Consider the following 18,185-nt stretch of genomic DNA (forward strand, 5'->3'; position numbering starts at 1 on the left):
TGTCTCCCGGAGGATCGACCCGGCCTAGAGGATCAGCTGCAGGTACGTCATGTCCAGCCAGCGGCCGAACTTGCGTCCCACCTCGGGCATCCGGGCGACGACCCGGAACCCGAACCGCTCGTGCAGGGCGATCGACGTCGCATTGGTCGATTCGACGCTCGCGACGATCACGTGGATCCCGCCCGCGCGGGCCCGTTCGATCAACTCGGCCATGAGCGCGGTCGCGATGCCCCGCCGATGGTGATCGACGTGCACGTACACGGAGTTCTCGACGGTGGTCCGATAGCCGCTCTTGGCCCGCCACACCCCGTACGACGCGTACCCCGCGACCGCGCCGTCGACGTCGGCGACGAGCACCGGGAACCCGGCGGCTCGACGGCCGTCGAGCCACCGGCGACGCTCGTCCAGATCGGCGAGTGTCTCGTCCCAGATGGCCGTCGAGTTGGCGATCGCCTCGTTGTGGATCTCGAGGATCCCGGGCAGATCGCTCGGGGTGGCGTCGCGGATCAGCATGTCGAGGAAGCCCTTACGCCCCGGCGCTGCGGCGAGCCTTCTCCAGCGCCGCCAGCGTGCGCAGGATGGTGGCCTTCTGCCCGTTGAGATCGTTGAGTCGCGCGCGGGCTGCGAGACCCTGGCCGGCCTCGGCCAGGGCGATCTGCGAGTCGACCTTGGTCAGCTGATCGAGCAGACCGGTGACGCGCTCCTCGAGGGCGGCGACGTCGAGCTTCTTCGCGGGGGCCACCGCGGCGGTGGGGGTCGGTGCCGGCCCCGACGTGGTGCGCGGGCGCGCAGCGGGTGCCTTGCGGGCCGGGGCGGATTCCGCCTCGAAAGCCTTCACGATGCGAGCAGCCTTGGGGCGCATCGACTTGCGGACGAGGGCCGGGTCCGGGGGCTCGGGCAGACGAATCTGGTTGAGGGCGGCGCGGGCGTCGCGGGCGCCGACGCGCCACTCGCGCTCTTCCTCGTCGTCGGACTGGAGCGTGCCGCCGATCGGGCGCAGGCCGTACATGCCCATGAACTTGCGGGCTTCGTCGATCACGGTCTCGTGCTCACGGCACACACCGCAGCGGGGCTCGTTGCGGAACTCCTCGATCGCATCATCGCTTCCGCACCACACGCACGACCCGGGAGTCCAACGGCGAACCGGCTGCGGGTTCGGAACAACAGAGGCGGCGGCGGGGTTTTGCAGGGTCTGCGCGTCGATCACGACGAGCCAGAATAGGGCACCCGTTCGCGCCCGGCTACACCGAGGTCCAATTTTCTCGGCGCGCGTGACCAAACTCATGTCCGGGCACCCTCGACGTCGGCAAAGTCTTGTGGCACACGAGTTCTCCGCTCCTGCGTCAACTGCCGAGTACGTCAGCCGCGAGCACCGAAGGTGTCGGTGAACCACTCGACGAGAGGACGCATCGAACGCCACGCGGAGCGGATCTCGTCTACTACCGCGGGCGTGCCGAGCCAGTCCGGGCAGCCGTAGTTCAATCCGGCGGTGAGCGACCGGTGCCGCATCAGTTCGATGCGCGCATGGTCGGCGGAGACGCCGCGCGGGCGCGTGGCCAGACGGTCGCCACCGATCTCGAATCCGGCCTTCTCGATCGTGCGAACCGTCCGCTCCAGCGCTCGTCCGCGACGCTCGTCGTCCACGGCCTCGCGGTAGCGCGCGAGTTGCTCGGGGGTATGGGAGTAGTGCCCACCGGCGACGAACAGGCCGGAGGCATCGATCTGCACGTAGAAGCCGACGCCGGGACACGACTCGACGAACCCACCCTGATGGGTCTTGTAGGGGGACTTGTCCTTCGAGAAGCGGACGTCGCGATAGGGCCGGAAGGCCTTGCCCGGCCCGAATTCGGGTTCCAGTGCGGTCAGCAGGTCGACCATGGGGGCGCGAACGTCCGTGTCGTAGACGGACTTGTGGGACGCCCACCACGCCTTGCTGTTGTCGGCCTCGAGGTCCTCGTAGAAGTCCAGTGCGGTCGTCGGGAATCCGGTGAACACACTTGGAAAGACTACGCCCGTGCCCGGTCCGCGAGGAGCGAACCAGGAACGGGCGCAGACGCGGGCGTCTAGGCGATGCCGTTGAACAGCGAGGTCACCGAGCCGTTCTCGAAGACCTCCTGGATGGTGCGCGCCAACAGCGGCGCGATCGACAGCACCGTCAGCGTCGGGAAGCGCTTCTCCTCCGGGATCGGCAGCGTGTTGGTCGCGATGACCTCCTTGGCGCCGCAGTTCGCGAGGCGCTCGGCGGCCGGATCCGAGAACACACCGTGCGTGGTCGCGATGATGACATCGCCGGCGCCGGCATTCTTGAGGACCTCGACGGCACCGGCGATCGTGCCGCCGGTGTCGATCATGTCGTCGATCAGCACACAGGTGCGGCCGCTCACGTCGCCGACGACGCGATTGGACTTGACCTGGTTCGGGACCAGCGGGTCACGGGTCTTGTGGACGAACGCGAGGGGAGCGCCGTCGAGGGCGTCGGCCCACTTCTCGGCGACCTTGACGCGACCGGCGTCGGGGGAGACGACGCAGATGTTCTCGGTGCCGTAGTTCTCACGGACGTACTGCGCGAGCTGACCGAGGGCGTGCATGTGGTCGACCGGGCCGTCGAAGAAGCCCTGGATCTGATCCGTGTGCAGGTCGACGGTGATGATGCGGTCGGCACCGGCCGTCTTGAGCAGATCGGCGATCAGGCGGGCCGAGATGGGCTCGCGGCCACGGTGCTTCTTGTCCTGGCGGGCGTACGGGTAGAAGGGCAGCACGGCCGTGATGCGCTTGGCCGATCCACGCTTGAGTGCGTCGATCATGATCAGCTGCTCCATGATCCACTGGTTCAGCGGAGCAGGGTGGCTCTGGAGCACGAACGCGTCCGATCCACGGACGGACTCCTCGAAGCGGACGAAGATCTCGCCGTTCGCGAAGTCACGAGCCGTCTGCGGCGTGACCTTGATGTCCAGTTCCTTGGCCACCTGCTCGGCCAACTCGGGGTGTGCGCGGCCCGAGAAGAGCATCAAGTTCTTCTGCACGTCGCTGGATATCGCGCTCACTGGTCTTCGCCATCCTTCGGTTCTAGCGGATCGGTATCTTGCTGGGCTGATCGAGCCGCTGCGTCGGCAGCGGGAGTACCGGGTCTGTTACGCGCGACCCAGCCCTCGATGTTTCGTTGCTTCCCACCCGAGACGGCGAGCGCCCCCGGCGGAACGTCGTTGCGCAGGACGGTGCCTGCACCCGTGTACGCACCGTCCCCGACACGGACCGGGGCGACGAACATGGTGTCGGATCCGGTGCGAACATGCGAACCGACGACGGTCCGACTCTTGCTCACTCCGTCGTAGTTGACGAACACACTGGATGCTCCGATGTTGCTGTGCTCGCCGATGGTCGCGTCGCCGACGTACGTCAGGTGGGGGACCTTCGAGTGCGCCCCGATGTCGGCGTTCTTCGTCTCCACGAACGCGCCGAGCTTGCCGGACTCGCCGAGAACCGTGCCTGGCCGCAGGTACGTGAACGGGCCGACGGTGGCGTCGGGACCGATCTCGGCGGACTCGCCGTGCGTGCGGATGACCGATGCGCCCGCGCCGACGGTGACGTCGGTGAGGGTGGTGTCGGGTCCGACGACCGCGTCCTCGCCGATGTGGGTCGATCCACGCAATTGCACGCCGGGGCGCAGCGTCACGTCGCGCTCCATCGTCACGTCGACGTCGATCCACGTACTGGACGGGTCCTCGACGGTGACCCCGGCCCGCATGTGGCGCTCGAGGACGCGGCGGTTGAGTTCGGCTGCGAGAGTGGCCAGTTGAACGCGGTCGTTGGCACCGGCGACGAGCAGGTCGTCGTCGATGTGCTGGGCACGAACGGTTTTCCCGGCCGCCCGGGCGATGGCGATCACGTCGGTGAGGTACAGCTCGCCCTGCGCGTTGTCGGCGCTCAGCGACGACAACGCGGACCGCAGCGTGGCGGCGTCGAACGCGTAGACGCCGGAGTTGACCTCGGTGATCGCGCGCTGCGCCTCGGTGGCGTCGGCCTGCTCGACGATCGCGGCGACCTCGCCGTCGGTGGTCCGCAGGATCCGGCCGTAGCCGGTGGGATCCGCTGCCGTGGAAGTGAGCACGGTCACCGCGGCGGCGGGGGCGGCGGTGTGCGTCGCGATCAGGGCGTGCAGCGTCGCGCTGTCGAGGAGGGGGACGTCGGCGGCGGTGACGAGCACCGTGCCGTCGAAATCGTCGGGCAGTGCGGTCAGGCCGCAGCCGACGGCGTGGCCGGTGCCGTTCTGCTCGTGTTGGACGGCGGTGGCGACCGCGCGCCCCAGATCCTTGGCCACCTCGTCCACGGCGCCGCCCACGGCGTCGCGATCGTGGCCGATCACGGTGACCAGTTCGGTGGGTTCGATGCCGGACGCGGCATGCAGCGAGTGGGAGAGCATCGAGCGCCCGGCCAGGGTGTGCAACACCTTGGGGGTCTTCGACCGCATTCGCGTCCCGGCGCCGGCAGCAAGGACGATGACGGCGGTCTGCGGTGGCATGAAGCTCCCTCGAAGTCGATCTACGCTTAGCCGCTCACGCGGCCCGACGGTCGCGCACGTTCCGAAAGAGAATATCGCGAGTCGCACCCGCGAAGGCAACGTGCCCGAGATTAGCCGCCCGTCGGCGCAGGTGTCCGCCGAACCGTTTCGGCGCCCGCGAGCTGGCGCGAAAGTTAACGGGGGAGTAACAACTTCGAACCGACCGGTCTGCAAGTTGTGTGAAGGATCACAGCTCTCGGGTGAGGGGTGAACCGCGTCCGAAGGGCTCCGCCGCCAGGACTCGAACCTGAACTATCTGAACCAAAATCAGAGGTGCTGCCATTACACTACGGCGGATTACCGCGCGCCCGGGCCGATGCCCGGATGCGCGGGAACGATCCTCGCATGCCGACGCGCCGTGCGTCGAACCGCCGGAGGAATTACCCCTGAACCGGGCTATAGGGTGGCCTCTACCAGCGCCGAAGCGTTCGACGCGGCGTGTCGGAAAGGACGGTGACCTCCAGTGTCGCGACCATCGCGGGAAACCCAGACCACCGAGCGTGTGCCCCGGACGCGCATGACGGGTACCCAGCGCCGCGAGCAGTTGATCGAGATCGGCCGCACGCTGTTCGCCGAACGCGGCTACGAGGCCGCCTCGATCGAGGAGATCGCGGCGCGCGCACAGGTGTCCAAGCCCGTCGTCTACGAGCACTTCGGCGGCAAGGAGGGCTTGTACGCCGTCGTCGTCGATCGTGAGATGTCGAAGCTGCTCGAGATGATCACGTCGTCGCTCACCCAGAACCGCTCCCGTATCCGGGTCGAACGGGTCGCGCTGGCGCTGCTCACCTACGTGGAGGAGCGGACCGACGGCTTCCGGATCCTGGTTCGGGACTCACCCGTCGCGGCGCCCGAGGGCACCTACTCGAGCCTGCTCAACGAGGCCGTCCGGCAGGTCGGGCACATCCTCGCCGGCGACTTCGCTCGCCGCGGTTTCGATCCCGAACTCGCGCCGCTGTACGCGCAGGCCCTCGTCGGCATGGTCGCGACCACCGCTACATGGTGGCTCGACGATCGCACCCCGTCCAAGGAAGTCGTCGCCGCGCACCTGGTGAACCTGTGCTGGAACGGGCTGACCAATCTCGAGGCGGACCCGCAGCTCGGTCAGTGACCGTGCCGGGACGCCTTGTCGGTCGGCGCGCCTAGAATCGAACGGTCTGCATTTCACGACATCAGGAGCGCCGTCGTTGTCTTCCGTGTCCCCTTCAGATCACTCCTCGGCCCCTGACGCCGCAGCCACTCCGCTCGCCGGTCTCGTATCGACGGCCCTCGCGGACGATGCGATCGGTCGGGTCCTCGACAGTGTCGGTCGGACCGGTGTCGACATCGTCGCGCCCGGTGCCGCGCGCCCGTTCGTCGCCGCGGCGCTCGCGGGCCGCACCCAGCTGCTCCTGGTCACCGCGACCGGGCGCGAGGCCGACGACCTCACCGCCGAACTGAGGGAGATCATCGGCGACGGTGTCGCACAGTTCCCGTCGTGGGAGACGCTGCCGCACGAGCGGCTCTCGCCGAGCGCCGACACGGTCGGACGCCGGCTGCAGGTGCTGCGGCGCCTCGCCCGTCCCGACGACGCCGTCTACGGGCCGCCGCTGCAGGTGATCGTCACGACAGTGCGTTCCCTCGTGCAGCCGATGGCGCCCGGGCTCGGGGAGCTCGAACCGGTCGTGCTGGCGATGGGGTCGGAACACGACTTCGGCGCACTCGTCGCTCGGCTCGCGGAACTCGCGTACACCCGCGTCGACATGGTCGGCAAGCGTGGCGAGTTCGCGGTGCGCGGTGGCATCCTCGACGTCTTCCCGCCCACCTCCGACCATCCCGTCCGCGTCGAGTTCTGGGGTGACGAGGTCACCGAACTGCGCGCATTCTCGGTCGCGGACCAGCGGTCGCTGCCGGAGCTCGAGCTCGCGACCGTCGTCGCGCCCCCGTGCCGCGAACTGCTGCTCACCGAGGCGGTGCGCGATCGGGCGGCCCAACTCGCCACCGAGAACCCCGCCGACGCGGCTCTCGTCGAGATGCTCGACAAGCTCTCGGCCGGCATCCCGGTCGAGGGCATGGAAGCGCTGCTGCCGCTGCTGCAGCCGGGCGAACTGCAACTGCTGACCGAAGTGCTCCCGCGCGAGACCCACGTGCTGCTGTGCGATCCGGAGAAGATCCGCACCCGGGCCACCGACCTCGTGCGCACCGGGCAGGAGTTCCTCGAGGCGTCGTGGACGGCAGCGTCGATCGGCGGCGCGGCCCCCATCGACACGTCGGTCCTCGGCGGCGGGATCGACCTCGGGGCGTCCGCGTACCGGTCGCTGCGTCAGGTGCGGGAGAACGCCGAGGTGCAGGGCCGTCCGTGGTGGACGATCAGCCCGCTGGCGTCGGGCAGCGACGACGAACTGGTGCTGCCGGTGCAGTCGGCGCCCGAGGTGCGCGGCTCCGAAGAGATTCTCTCGATGCTGTTCGCGAATCTGCGGGCACACGTGACGACCGGCGGACGGGCCGTGGTCGTCGTCGCCGGATCCGGCACTGCGCACCGCGTGCTCGAGCGACTCAAGGAGGCCGACGTCCCGGCCGGCGAACTCGCGCCGGGTGCCGAACCGGCCCGCGGTCTCGTCCAGGTCCTGTGCGGATCCCTGCACGAGGGCCTCGTCCTGCCGGGCGACGACGCGGCCGGGGTGCCGGGACTGGTGATCGTCACCGAGTCCGACCTCACCGGAAACCGGGTCGCCGCCGCCGGCGACGGTAAGAAGATGCCGGCCAAGCGCCGCAACCAGGTCGACCCGCTCGCGCTCACCGCCGGCGACATGGTGGTGCACGACCAGCACGGCATCGGCCGCTTCGTGGAGATGGTCGAGCGCACCATCGGCGGAGCCCGTCGCGAGTACCTGGTCATCGAGTACGCGGCCAGCAAGCGTGGGCACCCGGGGGACCGGCTGTTCGTGCCGATGGAGTCGCTCGATCAACTCTCGCGGTACGTCGGCGGCGAGATGCCCGCGTTGTCCAAGCTGGGCGGCTCGGACTGGCAGAACACGAAACGCAAGGCGCGCAAGGCAGTCCGGGAGATCGCCGGCGAGCTGGTGCAGCTCTACGCGGCTCGGCAGGCGGCACCCGGTCACGCGTTCGGCCCGGACACGCCGTGGCAGAAGGAGATGGAGGACGCGTTCGCGTTCACCGAGACTCACGACCAGTTGACCGTCATCGACGAGGTGAAGGCCGACATGGAGAAGGCGGTCCCGATGGACCGCGTCGTGATCGGCGACGTCGGCTACGGCAAGACCGAGGTGGCGGTCCGCGCTGCCTTCAAGGCCGTGCAGGACGGCAAGCAGGTCGCGGTACTGGTGCCGACGACGCTGCTCGCGCAGCAGCACCTGCAGACGTTCTCCGAGCGGATGGCGAACTTCCCGGTGAAGGTGCGGGGACTGTCCCGCTTCACCGATGCCGCCGAGTCCAAGGAGATCATCGCGCAGCTGGCCGACGGCGAGATCGACGTCGTGGTCGGCACCCACCGCCTGCTGCAGACCGGTGTCCGCTGGAAGGATCTCGGCCTGGTGATCGTCGACGAGGAACAGCGGTTCGGAGTCGAGCACAAGGAACACATCAAGGCGCTGCGCACGCACGTCGACGTCCTCACCATGTCGGCCACCCCGATTCCGCGCACGCTCGAGATGAGCATGGCCGGCATCCGCGAGATGTCGACCATTCTCACCCCGCCCGAGGAGCGGCACCCGATCCTCACCTACGTGGGCGGGTACGCGGACAAGCAGGTGGCGGCGGCGATCCGCCGCGAACTGCTGCGCGACGGCCAGGTGTTCTACGTCCACAACCGGGTCAGCTCGATCGACAAGGCCGCCAAACGTATTCGGGAGCTGGTCCCCGAGGCGCGGGTCGTCGTCGCGCACGGCCAGATGAACGAGGACACCCTCGAGAAGACCGTGCAGGGCTTCTGGCAGCGGGAGTTCGACGTCCTGGTCTGTACCACCATCATCGAGACCGGCCTGGACATCTCGAACGCCAACACCCTCATCGTCGAACGTGCCGACTCGCTGGGCCTGTCGCAGCTGCATCAGCTCCGCGGACGCGTCGGCCGCAGCCGCGAGCGTGGGTACGCGTACTTCCTGTACCCGCCGGAGAAGCCGCTGACCGAGACCGCGTACGACCGGCTCGCCACGATCTCGCAGAACTCTGATCTCGGCGCCGGTATGGCCGTCGCGATGAAGGACCTCGAGATCCGCGGCGCCGGAAACGTGTTGGGCGCCGAGCAGTCCGGCCACGTCGCGGGGGTCGGCTTCGACCTGTACGTGCGTCTCGTCGGTGAGGCGGTCGAGGCGTACCGCGCGGTCGCCGACGGCCGGCCAGTGACGACGGAGCCGGAGACCAAGGAGGTGCGGATCGATCTGCCGGTCGACGCGCACATCCCGCCCGACTACGTCACGAGCGACCGGCTACGGCTCGAGGGCTACCGCAAGCTGGCCGCCGCGGCCGACACCGAGGCGATCGCTGCGGTCGTCGAGGAACTCGTCGACCGGTACGGCCCGCTCCCGGAGGAGGTGGGCCGACTGGTGTCGGTCGCCAAGCTCCGTCTGCTGTGCCGCGAGTACGGCATCGAGGAGGTGGCCGTCACCGGCACGCAGCTCAAGATCTCGCCGATGCAGCTGCCGGACTCGAAGCAGTTGCGGCTCAAGCGGATGTACCCGAGCGCGCAGTACCGGGCGACCACCGGAATGGTGCAGATGCCCCTGCCGCGCGCCGGTTCGGGTGGCGTCGGTGCCGACCGGGTGCGCGACGTGGAACTGCTGCAGTACATCGCGAACTTCCTCCTCGCGATGGACGGCAAGGCGGCGGACTCGGTCGACGTGCGCACCCCCACGGGTGTGCAGGCCGGGGTCTGACGCGGATGAGTGCCGGCGATGAGCGCCAGGACGATTGGCGCGCGGGCGACGCCGTCGTCGAGGCCGTGGAGGTGATGGACAAGCTGTGGGGCTTCGGCGGCTGGGAGGTGACGCAGACGCACGACTCGCTGCGCCCCTACCTGCTCGAGGAGACGTACGAACTGCTCGACGCGATCCAGTCGGGCGATCCCGTCGCGATTCGGGAGGAACTCGGAGACCTGTTGCTGCAGGTACTGTTCCACTCCCGGATCGCGGAGGCCGCCGGTGAGTTCACGGTCGACGACGTGGCCGCCACCCTCGTGACCAAGCTGGCCCACCGCAGTCCGCACCTGGCGGACGGCATCGTGGGCCCGGTGGACATCGCCGAACAGGAACGCGCGTGGGAGGTGCGGAAGGCGGCCGAGAAGGCGCGCGAATCCTGCATCGACGGCATCGCGCTGCAACAGCCCGCCCTGGCGCTCGCCGAGAAAGTGATCTCGCGGGCCCGCAAGGCGGGACTACCGGACGAGCTGGTGCCCGACGAGCTGCGGGTCGTGCGGCTCGGCGGACCGGCCAGCGCCGAGGACGAACTACGCAAGGCCGCACTGCGGTTCGTCGCTCGGATCCGGGCCGCCGAGACCGCCGCGCACGCGGACGGTGTCCCGTGGGGCGGACTCGACGGCGATGCCTGGCGGAGCTACTGGGTTCGGTAGCCCCACCGGGCGTCGCGTGCCCGGGTCAGCGCCAGGACTCGTCGCGGCGCTGCGAGAGCCGTCCGTGCTCGTCGAGTTCGATGGTGACGTCGATGCCGACCTTGCGGAGGAACTCGTAGTCGTGGCTGACGATCAGCATCGCGCCGCGGTAGGCGTCGAGCGACTCGGCCAGTTGCTCCACACTGGTGATGTCGAGGTTGTTCGTCGGCTCGTCGAGGATCAACAACTGTGCGGGCGGATCCGCCAGCAGTAGTTTGGCGAGGGAGACGCGGAAGCGTTCGCCGCCGGACAGCGTCGCGACCGGGCGGTCGGGAGCGCTGCCGCGGATCAGGAGTCGGGCGAGCTGGTTCCGGATCGTGCCGGCCGACGTTCCGGTCGCGACATCCTGCACGTTCTCGAGCGCACTCTTGGATTCGTCGAGGTTGTCGAGTCGCTGCGGAAGGTAGCCGACCCGCTCGGTGAGCAACGCCCCGCGCACTCGATCCGAGTCGCCCTCGGTTCCCTCGACGAGGTGTTCGAGGAGCGTCGACTTGCCGGCGCCGTTGGGGCCGACGAGCGCGATCCGTTCCGGGCCCTGCACCACGATGGTGCGCTCACCGTCCCGGAACTCGGCGATGCGTCGACTCCGTGGCACGTCGGGGTCCGGAAGCACGAGATGGATGTGCTCGTCTTCGCGCACCCGGCGGGACGCGGAATCGACCGCGGCCTGGGCATGTGCGACCTTGTCGTCGAGCGTCGAGCGCATCGACCCTGCCGAGGCCTGTGCCTTGCTCGCCCGATTGCCGGCCAGGATCTTGGGGATCCCGCCGTCCTTCTGGGTCTTCTTCGCCGTCCGTTCGCGGCGGGCGAGTTTCGTCTCGGCCTCGATCCTCTGCCGCTTCTCCACCTTGAGCGCCTGCTCGGCTGCGCGCGCGGCCTGCGCGGCCGCGGCCTGTTCCTGTTCGAGGTGCTCCTTCCAAGCGCTGTACGGGCCGCCGAACACCTCGATCCGGCCGTCGTACAACTCGGCGGTGTGATCCATGTGCTCGAGCAGTTCCAGATCGTGACTGACCACCACGAGCGTGCCGGTCCAGTTGTCGACCATCTCCGCCAGGCGCGCACGCGTGGGCCGGTCGAGGTTGTTCGTCGGCTCGTCGAGCAGGGTGATGGGAGTGCGTCGGACGCGCAGACCGGTGATGGCGACGAGCATGGCTTCGCCGCCCGAGAGCGTGGCCACCCTACGGTCGAGATCTGCTGCGGTGAAACCGATCTCATGCAGTGCCTCGTCGGCGCGCGCCTCGATGTCCCAGTCGTCGCCGACCGTGTCGAAGTGGCGTTCGGCGGCGTCACCGGACTCGATGGCGCGGAGCGCTGCAATGACGCCGTCGATGCCGAGGAGTTCGGCGACGGTCGAGTCCCTGCTCGTGGTGAGCGTCTGCGGTAGGTACCCCACCTCCCCGACGCGGTCGATCCTGCCGGACGTCGGCTGCAGCAGTCCGGCCACCAGCCGGAGCAGCGTGGACTTGCCCGCGCCGTTGCGCCCGACGAGTCCGGTGCGCCCGGCGGTGAAGGTGCCGCTCACGCGGTCGAGCGCGACGGTGCCGTCGGGCCATTCGAAGGTGAGATCTCTCAAAGTGATTGCGGAGGCACTCATGCGTTGCCGTCCCTTTCGTGAAAGGTTGCTGATCAGCGGGGCTGAGGGAAGCGACCGATCACGAGGGGTCGCCGGGACGGGCAAGCATGCGTCGTACGAGGGGTCGACATCGCTGTGCACACGGGAAGCGTGATCGGCGCGAGCCGGAAGTGCCGGGAAGGGAGCCCTGAAAAGGGCATGGGTCGTCAGCCGAGGCGCGGTTCGCGCCGGAACGGCTACGCCACCGGCAGTCCGGTGGCTAGATTCTGTCGACCTCGATGTCCATGGCCGGCACTCTATCAGCCGTGCGCCGGGTCACCCGTCGAAGAGCGTCGACCCCCAGTAGCCGCCGTCGCCGACTCCCGGCGGCACCGCGAACACCGCGGAACCGACGTGCTTGATGTACTCGTTGAGTGCGTCGTTGCGAGCGAGGTTCTGTTGCATCGGCACGAACTGCTTCTGTGGGTCGCGGCAGTACGCGATGAAGAACAGCCCGGCGTCGAGATGACCGAAACCGTCTGTGCCGTCGGTGAAGTTGTAGCCGCGGCGCAGGATCTGGATACCGTTCAGCTCCTCGGCCGACGCCAAGCGCACGTGCGCGTCCTTGTCGATCACCGGCTTGCCGCCGGCGCCCTTGGCACCCAACTGCAGATCGTCGAACTCGTCCTTGCGACCCAGTGGTGCGCCGCTGCCCTTGGTTCGCCCGAACACCCGCTCCTGCTCGTGCAGGGTGGTGCGGTCCCACGGCTCGATCAGCATCCGGATGCGTCGGGCCACCAGGTACGAGCCGCCCGCCATCCACGACTGGTCGTCCCGCGGATCCACCCACACGAATTCCGCGAGTGCGTCGGGATCCTCGGCCTTGATGTTGCGCGTTCCGTCCTTGAACCCGAACAGATTTCGTGGTGTCTTCTGACTCGTCGACGTCGACGACGTGCGGCCGAATCCGAGTTGCGACCATCGCACCGCGACCACACCGAAGCCGACGCGGGCCAGGTTCCGCACGGCGTGCACCGCGACCTGCGGATCGTCGGAGCAGGCCTGGATGGCGATGTCGCCGCCGGAGCGGGCCGGTTCGAGCGCGTCGCCGGTGAACTTGGGCAGGTCGGCGAGCGCCGCGGGCTTCTTGTCGGCGATCCCGAATCGGTCCTTGCCGTTCGTCTCGAACAGCGACGGTCCGAACCCGATCGTGAGCGTCAGCTTCGACGCGTGCAGGTCCAGTGCCTCGCCGGTGTCGCTGGGCGGGTTGTACTCGCCGGCGCCGATGGCGCCGTCCTCGGCGGCCTCCTCGCCGGCGGTCATCCGCGCGGCCATCTCTGTCCACTTCTTCAACATCGCCACGAGTTCGTCACGCGAATCGGTGATGACGTCGAACGCGACGAAGTGCATGCGATCCTGTGCGGCCGTGACGATTCCGGCCTGGTGTGTGCCGCGGAACGGCACCACCTCGGAGGTCGGTGCCGCGGCCTCGGGGGCCGTCAGACGCCCCGCCGCGACGCCCGCGCCTGCCAGCACCGCGCCCGCCCCGACGGCGCCGAAGAGGCGCCGCCGGGACAGACCCGGACGAGGTTCGGTTCGGCCGGTGTCGTCCGGCTGGTTGTCGTTCCGGGAGTTACTGGCCTGCGACGACACCCTGCACCTGGCTCACTTCGGCGGACAGCGCGTCGATCTTCTGTGACAACGCCTGACGCTGCGGCTCGGTCACGGTCTCGTACGAGACGAATCCGTCGCCCTGGCGGAACTGCGCGAGTTCGGCGTCGAGGTCGGCGAAACGCTGGTCGATGCGCGCGGCCAGTTCCGGGTTGCGGTCGTCGAGGATCGGGCGGAGCGACGCGATCGCGGCCTGCGAGCCGTCGGCGTTGGCCTGGAAGTCGTACAGGTCGGTGTGGGAGAAGATGTCCTCCTCGCCCGTGATCTTGGTGCGTGCGATCTCGTCGAGCAGCGTCTGGGCGCCGCCGGCCACCTGGATCGGGTCGACGACGAAGTCCGGGGCTGCGACACCGTCGGCGAGCTCCTGGATGTCGGCGACGAGTCGGTCGGCGATCGCGTTGGTGTCGGGCTGCAGCCCCTGGACCCACAGGTCCTTCTCGAGGCGGTGGAAGCCGGTCCAGTTCCAACCGGGCTCGACGTCGACCTCGCGCAGGTCGATGCGCGGATCGAGGTCGTCGGGGAAGCTCTCGGCGATGGGCTCGATGCGCTCGTAGTACGTGCGGGTCAGCGGGTACTGGGCCTTCGCGGCGGCGACGTCGCCGGCCTTGATCGACGCCACGAACGCGGCGACCGTCTCCTGCAGCGCGGTGAGCTGGCTGTCGACGTAACGCTTGTAGCCGGCGGCGGCCTCGGTGAGGCGGCCGTCCTCGTCGGTCGCGGCCACCGAGTCGCCGGTCACGAGGAACTCGGCACGGATGCCGTTGCCGACCATGCCGGGCTTGCACGCGGTGTGGTAGGTCCCGGCCTCGGCGAGGTTGACGATGAGCTGTCGGGTCAGACCGGGGCCGACGTTCTCGACCTCGCCCATCACGCGATCGCCGGCGCCGAAGACGTAGAACTCGGTGACCTTGGATCCGTTGTTGGTGATGGAGAACGTGGTGTTGCCGGTCTCCGCCGAACTGCCCGAGATGTCACAGGTGGTGTCGGTGGCGGTCACCGTGATCGCGTCGGCGTCCGCGGTCGACTTGGACGTGCACGCCGCGAGGGCGAGTGGAGCGATCGCGAGCAGGGCGAGTGCGGAGGTGGTACGACGCACGAGCGGAACCTTTCGGGTGACGGTCATCGGGAAGCGTTGATCTCGGATTCACCGGACGGTGCCGGATCGGCCTGCGGTGCAGCGTTCTTCGCCTTCACCGGGCGCAGGAAGAGAGGCATCACGATCGCGAGGTAGGCCACCCACGCGATCACCTGCAGGACGGTGGGATCGGGACGGAAGTTGAAGATGCCCTGCAGGACGGTGCCGTACCAGCTGGAGGTGTCGAACACGGACGAGACGTCGAATGCGAGCGAGGATCCGCCGGGCAGCCACCCGGCGATCTGCAGGGCCCGGACGCCGTAGGCGAGGATGCCGGCCGCGACGACGACGAGGAAGGCGCCGGTGTAGCGGAAGAATCGGGCGAAGTCGATCCGGACGGCCCCGACGTACAGCAGCACGGTCAGGACGGCGGCCACCGCGATGCCGAGCAGCAGGCCGACGAGTGGCCACGCACTGCCGGCGGCGTTCTCCGCGTAACCGACGAGGAGCAGAGCGGTCTCCACGCCCTCCCGGCCGACGGCGAAGAACGCCATCGTCGCGACGGCCACCGGGCCGATCGCCAGCGCCCTGTCCAGGCCGGCGCGCAGGTGTCCGGACATCGACGCGGCCGCGGTCCGCATCCACAGCACCATCGCGGTGACGATCGCGACCGCGACGAGCGACGCGAGACCGCTGATGAGTTCGGCTGCCATGCCGGTGACGGTGGAGGTGCCGAAGTGGATGCCGACGAAGATCGCGACGACCATCGCGACGGCGGCACCGACGCCGACCCACACCCATTTGAGGGCGTCGCGGCGTTCGGACTTCACCAGGAAGGCAACCAGGATCATCACCACGATCCCGGTCTCGAGTCCTTCGCGCACCCCGATCAGGCCACTGCCGAACAGTTGGGTCGCGATGGACGGCGCGTCGGCGCCGGCGGCGAGGACTGACACTCTGTGCTCCTGCTCCGAGTCGGGGCGGCGTGTCCGAGGAAGGCAAGCCAAACCTCGAATGACCCTGCGAAAAGTAGCACCCCCTAAGCTCGGGCGGAAATGCGCCCTGAGCTGGTTCTTTTTGTCCTAAACGGGGCTTTGGTCCCAATTCGGTACACGTCGCGACCGCGCGGTTCTGGATGATGGACGGCGTGACGAGAGAAGCCGCGACCCGCCCAGCCGCGCCGAGAACGGGGACCGGTCGGTCGTTCGGGCCGCCCACGCCGACGCCCCCACGCCCCCGGCGCCGGCTGCGCACGTTCCTGATCGTGACGTCGTCGCTCCTCGTGGGCGTCGCAGTAGTCGCCCTCGCGGTCGGATCGGACGAGTTGGACCAGCGCAAGCCGCGCATCGAGATTCCGGAGGGCATCCCGCCCGGCCCGGGGGCGCCGACGCCGCCGATCGACATCAACGGACCCGGCCGGACCGCCGGGCTGCTGGGGGAGTGGGCGGCGCCCCTGTCGGACGCGCTGGCCATCTCGCCGACCGCTCTCGAGGCCTACGGCTATGCGGCCGCGGTGATGACGGCGACCAAACCGGACTGCGGAATCGGCTGGACGACCCTGGCGGGGATCGCCGCCGTCGAGAGCAAGCACGGGACGTATCGGGGCGCGAGCGTGGGCGACGACGGGAAGGTGAGCCCGCCCATCCGCGGCATCCCGCTCGACGGCTCTCCCGGGGTCGCCGAGATCCCCGACACCGACGGGGGCGCGATGGACGGCGATGCGACTCACGACCGCGCGATGGGGCCGCTGCAGTTCATTCCCGAGACGTGGGCACGCTGGGGCGTCGACGCCAACGGCGACGGCGTCGTCGATCCCGACAACATCGACGATGCGGCCCTCACCGCCGCGCGGTATCTGTGTGCCCGCGGCGGTGATCTCACCACCGCGGACGGGTGGACCGCCGCCCTGATGGCCTACAACCTGTCGGGGGAGTATCTGCGTGACGTTCGCGACCGCGCGGCGGCGTACTCGGTGGGAGTGCGGAGGTGACCTGCGCGACGGGCGTGCCTGGAGGCGGGAGTCGGTTACTCCCGCTAGGCTCAGACCTGGCACGATGCATCCGGCGACTCAGCGTGGTCGCCTGCCCGTAGACAACCCAGTTGCTGCTGTCCGGACCGGCTCGATCCGCCGTCCGCAGCAGCCGTACGAAGCCGCCGAAGGAGAACCATTCGTGGCCATCATTGAGCAGGTCGGAGCTCGCGAGATCCTCGATTCCCGTGGCAACCCCACGGTTGAGGTCGAGGTGCTGCTCGAGGACGGTAGCTTCGCCCGCGCCGCCGTTCCCTCCGGCGCGTCCACCGGTGAGCACGAGGCCGTCGAGCTGCGTGACGGCGGCGACCGCTACCTGGGCAAGGGTGTCCAGAAGGCCGTCGAGGCCGTTCTCGGTGAGATCGCGCCGGCCATCATCGGCCTGGACGCCACCGAGCAGCGCACCGTCGACCAGGCCCTGCTGGACGCCGACGGCACCCGCGACAAGTCCCGCCTCGGTGCGAACGCACTGCTCGGCGCGTCGCTCGCCGTGGCCCGCGCCGGCGCCGAGGCCTCCGGCCTGGAGCTGTTCCGCTACGTCGGCGGTCCCAACGCCCACGTGCTGCCCGTCCCGATGATGAACATCCTCAACGGTGGCGCCCACGCCGACACCGGGGTCGACGTCCAGGAGTTCATGGTCGCGCCGATCGGTGCTCCCACGTTCAAGGAGTCGCTGCGCTGGGGTGCCGAGGTGTACCACTCGCTGAAGTCGGTCCTCAAGGCCAAGGGCCTGTCCACCGGCCTCGGTGACGAGGGAGGCTTCGCCCCCGACGTCGCCGGCACCAAGGAAGCCCTCGACCTGATCGCTGTCGCCGTCGCGCAGACCGGCCTCAAGCTGGGTACCGACGTCGCGCTGGCGCTCGACGTCGCGGCCACCGAGTTCTACACCGACGGCACCGGCTACAAGTTCGAGGGCAAGAACCGCACGGCCGAGGAGATGGCCGCGTTCTACGCCGAGCTGCTCGGCGCGTACCCGCTGGTCTCGATCGAGGATCCGCTGGACGAGGACGACTGGGAGGGCTGGGTTTCCCTGACCGAGCAGATCGGCAACAAGATCCAGCTCGTCGGTGACGATCTGTTCGTCACCAACCCGGAGCGCCTCGAGGAGGGCATCGCCAAGGGTGCGGCCAACGCACTGCTGGTGAAGGTCAACCAGATCGGCACGCTCACCGAGACGCTGGACGCGGTCGACCTCGCGCACCGCAGCGGCTACAAGACCATGATGAGCCACCGCTCCGGTGAGACCGAGGACACCACGATCGCCGATCTGGCCGTCGCGGTCGGCAGCGGCCAGATCAAGACCGGTGCCCCGGCCCGCAGCGAGCGCGTCGCGAAGTACAACCAGCTGCTCCGTATCGAGGAGAGCCTGGGCGACGCGGCCCGCTACGCCGGCGAGCTGGCGTTCCCGCGCTTCGCCTTCGAGGCGTAAGCACGCCGATGAGTCAGCGCGGTAGGTCGCGGTCGGGTCGTCCCTCCCCGGGAGGGCGGCCCGAGCGCCACGGTGCCGGGACCGGGCAGGGCTCTCGCAGGCCCCGCCGGAACCGTGCCGGCGCCACTACCGCGACCGGACGGGTCGGTCCGGACGCATCGAGCCCGCTGGATGCCGACGCCGGCTCGACCGGGCCTTCCGACGGCCGGTCCACCGGGTCCCGCGTCCGCTCTGCACGAGCGGGCGCGGGACGCCGGTCGACATCGGCA

At 69.1% G+C, this 18,185-nt stretch carries 14 protein-coding genes, 1 tRNA gene and 1 pseudogene; 5 read left to right on the forward strand and 11 right to left on the reverse strand.

Annotated elements, in window-relative coordinates; translation table 11 throughout:
* Positions 1 to 24: 24 nt before the first annotated feature.
* The 6 genes from ABEU20_RS08975 to ABEU20_RS09000 all read right to left on the reverse strand — a co-directional run bounded on the left by ABEU20_RS08975 (position 25) and on the right by ABEU20_RS09000 (position 4,855).
* The gene (locus ABEU20_RS08975; protein WP_420164074.1) at positions 25 to 513 is read right to left on the reverse strand and encodes a GNAT family N-acetyltransferase; all 489 of its coding nucleotides are present in this window, start codon (positions 511 to 513) and stop codon (positions 25 to 27) included.
* A gap of 13 nt (positions 514 to 526) precedes the next feature.
* Positions 527 to 1,039 carry a hypothetical protein gene (locus tag ABEU20_RS08980; RefSeq protein WP_420164075.1) on the reverse strand — a complete coding sequence of 171 codons (513 nt, stop codon included), beginning with the start codon at positions 1,037 to 1,039 and terminating at the stop codon, positions 527 to 529.
* A gap of 320 nt (positions 1,040 to 1,359) precedes the next feature.
* Positions 1,360 to 1,995 carry a DUF2461 domain-containing protein gene (locus tag ABEU20_RS08985; RefSeq protein WP_420164076.1) on the reverse strand — a complete coding sequence of 212 codons (636 nt, stop codon included), beginning with the start codon at positions 1,993 to 1,995 and terminating at the stop codon, positions 1,360 to 1,362.
* A gap of 68 nt (positions 1,996 to 2,063) precedes the next feature.
* The gene (locus tag ABEU20_RS08990; protein ID WP_005514695.1) at positions 2,064 to 3,044 is read right to left on the reverse strand and encodes a ribose-phosphate diphosphokinase; all 981 of its coding nucleotides are present in this window, start codon (positions 3,042 to 3,044) and stop codon (positions 2,064 to 2,066) included.
* On the reverse strand, positions 3,041 to 4,519 hold the full coding sequence (gene glmU / locus ABEU20_RS08995) for a bifunctional UDP-N-acetylglucosamine diphosphorylase/glucosamine-1-phosphate N-acetyltransferase GlmU (RefSeq protein WP_420164077.1): 1,479 nt from the start codon (positions 4,517 to 4,519) through the stop codon (positions 3,041 to 3,043). The genes ABEU20_RS08990 and glmU overlap by 4 nt, the downstream gene beginning before the upstream one ends.
* Before the next feature lie 265 nt (positions 4,520 to 4,784).
* Positions 4,785 to 4,855, reverse strand: a tRNA-Gln gene (locus tag ABEU20_RS09000).
* Between the two features lie 220 nt (positions 4,856 to 5,075).
* On the opposite strand from ABEU20_RS09000, the gene ABEU20_RS09005 reads away from it, so the two are divergent.
* The 3 genes from ABEU20_RS09005 (at position 5,076) to ABEU20_RS09015 (ending at position 10,121) form a co-directional block, all read left to right on the forward strand.
* The gene (locus ABEU20_RS09005; protein ID WP_420164078.1) at positions 5,076 to 5,666 is read left to right on the forward strand and encodes a TetR/AcrR family transcriptional regulator; all 591 of its coding nucleotides are present in this window, start codon (positions 5,076 to 5,078) and stop codon (positions 5,664 to 5,666) included.
* Positions 5,667 to 5,751: 85 nt separating this feature from the next.
* On the forward strand, positions 5,752 to 9,429 hold the full coding sequence (mfd, locus tag ABEU20_RS09010; RefSeq protein WP_420164079.1) for a transcription-repair coupling factor: 3,678 nt from the start codon (positions 5,752 to 5,754) through the stop codon (positions 9,427 to 9,429).
* A 5-nt stretch (positions 9,430 to 9,434) separates the two neighbouring features.
* Positions 9,435 to 10,121 (forward strand): MazG family protein, encoded by a 687-nt coding sequence (locus ABEU20_RS09015; RefSeq protein WP_420164080.1) that lies wholly within the window; start codon positions 9,435 to 9,437, stop codon positions 10,119 to 10,121.
* A 25-nt stretch (positions 10,122 to 10,146) separates the two neighbouring features.
* On the opposite strand, the gene ABEU20_RS09020 is transcribed toward ABEU20_RS09015, so the two are convergent.
* The 5 genes and pseudogenes from ABEU20_RS09020 to efeU form a co-directional block, all read right to left on the reverse strand.
* Positions 10,147 to 11,205, reverse strand: a complete 1,059-nt coding sequence (locus ABEU20_RS09020; protein WP_420164561.1) for an ATP-binding cassette domain-containing protein — start codon at positions 11,203 to 11,205, stop codon at positions 10,147 to 10,149.
* Positions 11,206 to 11,253: 48 nt separating this feature from the next.
* Positions 11,254 to 11,754, reverse strand: a pseudogene (locus ABEU20_RS09025) (ATP-binding cassette domain-containing protein); the annotation flags it as partial.
* Between the two features lie 294 nt (positions 11,755 to 12,048).
* Complete coding sequence (gene efeB, locus ABEU20_RS09030; protein ID WP_420164562.1) at positions 12,049 to 13,290, reverse strand: iron uptake transporter deferrochelatase/peroxidase subunit; 1,242 nt, start codon at positions 13,288 to 13,290, stop codon at positions 12,049 to 12,051.
* Positions 13,291 to 13,345: 55 nt separating this feature from the next.
* On the reverse strand, positions 13,346 to 14,506 hold the full coding sequence (efeO, locus tag ABEU20_RS09035) for an iron uptake system protein EfeO (RefSeq protein ID WP_420164081.1): 1,161 nt from the start codon (positions 14,504 to 14,506) through the stop codon (positions 13,346 to 13,348).
* A complete protein-coding gene (gene efeU, locus ABEU20_RS09040) occupies positions 14,503 to 15,414 on the reverse strand; it encodes an iron uptake transporter permease EfeU (protein ID WP_420164082.1) in 912 nt (303 codons plus the stop codon). Before efeU ends, efeO begins: the two co-directional genes overlap by 4 nt.
* 179 nt (positions 15,415 to 15,593) lie before the next feature.
* Here efeU and ABEU20_RS09045 point away from each other — a divergent pair, with 179 nt between their 5' ends.
* Together ABEU20_RS09045 and eno are read left to right on the forward strand one after the other, a co-directional pair.
* A complete protein-coding gene (locus ABEU20_RS09045; protein ID WP_420164083.1) occupies positions 15,594 to 16,448 on the forward strand; it encodes a lytic transglycosylase domain-containing protein in 855 nt (284 codons plus the stop codon).
* A 181-nt stretch (positions 16,449 to 16,629) separates the two neighbouring features.
* Complete coding sequence (gene eno, locus ABEU20_RS09050; RefSeq protein WP_420164084.1) at positions 16,630 to 17,916, forward strand: phosphopyruvate hydratase; 1,287 nt, start codon at positions 16,630 to 16,632, stop codon at positions 17,914 to 17,916.
* Positions 17,917 to 18,185: the final 269 nt, after the last annotated feature.

Source organism: Rhodococcus parequi (assembly GCF_046042785.1).
GTDB lineage: Bacteria > Actinomycetota > Actinomycetes > Mycobacteriales > Mycobacteriaceae > Prescottella > Prescottella parequi.